This is a genomic window from Nocardiopsis sp. TNDT3 (assembly GCF_003427465.1).
In the GTDB taxonomy this organism is placed as follows: Bacteria; Actinomycetota; Actinomycetes; order Streptosporangiales; family Streptosporangiaceae; genus Nocardiopsis; species Nocardiopsis dassonvillei.
On sequence record NZ_QPFC01001350.1, the window covers coordinates 1 to 1,694 of the forward strand.

Below are 1,694 nucleotides of genomic sequence, written 5' to 3' on the forward strand. Positions count from 1 at the left end.
GGGTCAGCGCGCTGACCCGCCGCCCCCGTGTGTCAGGCGACGCCGACGGCGGCGCGCACGCGCTCCAGGGTGGCGCGGGCGCGCTCGCGCGCGCGCTCGGACCCTGCCGCCAGGACGGCGTCGATCCGCCCCGGGTCGGCCATCAGCTCCTCGTAGCGCTCCCGCTTGGGGCCCAGCTCGGCGTTGATCGCCTCGAACAGCTCGTTCTTGAGGTCGCCCCAGCCCATGCCGCCCGCCTCCAGGCGCTTGCGCACCTCGGAGACCTTCTGGGCGTCGGCGAAGTGCGTGAGCAGCTGGAAGGGCACCGAGCTGTCGGGGTCCTTGGGGTCCTCGACCGGCGTGGAGTCGGTGGGGATGCGGCGCACGGCCTTCTTTAGCTTGTTCTCCGGCAGGAAGAGCGGGATGTGGTTGTCGTAGGACTTGCTCATCTTGCGGCCGTCGACGCCGGGCAGGATGCTCGCGTCGCTGTCGTCGATGACGCCCTTGGGGACGGGGAAGCTGTAGGACTCGCCGAAGCGGTGGTTGAAGTACCCGGCGATGTCGGCGGTGTACTCGATGTGCTGGGACTGGTCGCGGCCCACGGGGACGTGGGTGCCCTCCATGACGAGGATGTCGGCGGCCATGAGGATGGGGTAGTTGTACAGCCCCATGTTGATCCCGGCGTCCAGGTCGGTGATCCCGGCCTCGTTGTTGCGGTCGCGGGCGGCCTTGTAGGCGTGCGCGCGGTTCATGAGGCCCTTGGGGGTCAGAGCGCTCAGGATGGTGGTGAGCTCGAAGGTCTCGGGCACCCGGGACTGCTGGTAGACGATCGTCCGTTCGGGGTCGAGCCCGCACGCGAGCCAGGTGGCAGCGCCTGACCGGATGCTGTGGCGGAGCTCGTCGGCGTCCTTGATGGTGTTGAGCGCGTGGTAGTCGGCGATGAAGTAGTAGGTGTCGTAGGCCGTGGCCGCGCTCAGGGCGGGCTTGATCGCGCCGATGTAGTTGCCCAGGTGGAAGTCGCCGGTGGGCTTGATCCCGGTCAGGTACGTGTTCGCTGCCATGGGACCAAGCCTAGCGGCGGCCGGGCCCGCGCACGGTCCCGGCCACGCGCGGCGGGGCGCCGCCTCGTCAGGCGCGGAAGGCCGCCCAGTGCTCGACCATGCGCTCGGCCTGGCCCTTGGTGAAGTGGGTCATGCAGGCGTCGTCGCTGTAGTTCATGAAGTTGGTGACGGGGTCCTCGCCCTCCTGCTCGGGGCAGGTGTCGCGGCCCTCGGGGCAGCCGGAGGCGGCCTCGCGCTCGTAGGCGGTGTCGTCCACGTAGTCGCCGGGCGAGGAGCAGCCGTTCTGGAAGGTGTGGAAGAGCCCGAGCCAGTGGCCCACCTCGTGGGTACCGGTGTGGCCGAGGTTGAACCGGTCGCGGTCGCCGCCGGGAAGGGTGTCGTGGGAGATCACCACGCCGTCCTGTTCGGGCGCGTCCTCGTAGTCCTGGGGGAAGGAGGAGTAGCCGAGCAGGCCGGTGCCCAGGTTCGATGTGTAGATGTTGAGGGTCGCCGCGTCACCCTGGCGCAGTCTGGCGTGGACGGTGTCGCGGTGCTCGGCGAAGCTGGTGAACCACTCGTCGTTGGTGGTGCGGGTGACCTCGCTGAGCTCGAAGCGGAAGCCGGTGTCGATGGGTTCGGCGTCGCTCGTGCCCCCGGCCCGGGCCGCCTCGGCGG

The 1,694-nt window shown here is 69.9% G+C and carries 2 protein-coding genes; both read right to left on the bottom strand.

What is annotated here, in order from left to right; genetic code table 11:
• Positions 1-32: 32 nt before the first annotated feature.
• The gene (locus DQW06_RS27705) at positions 33-1,040 is read right to left on the bottom strand and encodes a tryptophan--tRNA ligase (RefSeq protein WP_013151433.1); all 1,008 of its coding nucleotides are present in this window, start codon (positions 1,038-1,040) and stop codon (positions 33-35) included.
• 67 nt (positions 1,041-1,107) lie between these two features.
• Positions 1,108-1,694, bottom strand: a 587-nt coding sequence (locus tag DQW06_RS27710) for a zinc metalloprotease (RefSeq protein ID WP_198662572.1), incomplete at its 5' end; no start/stop codon positions are given.

What these genes read in the sequence shown, in the direction of transcription:
- DQW06_RS27705 (WP_013151433.1), bottom strand. Translation starts at nt 1,040, where the DNA reads ATGGCAGCGAACACGTACCTGACCGGGATCAAGCCCACCGGCGACTTC.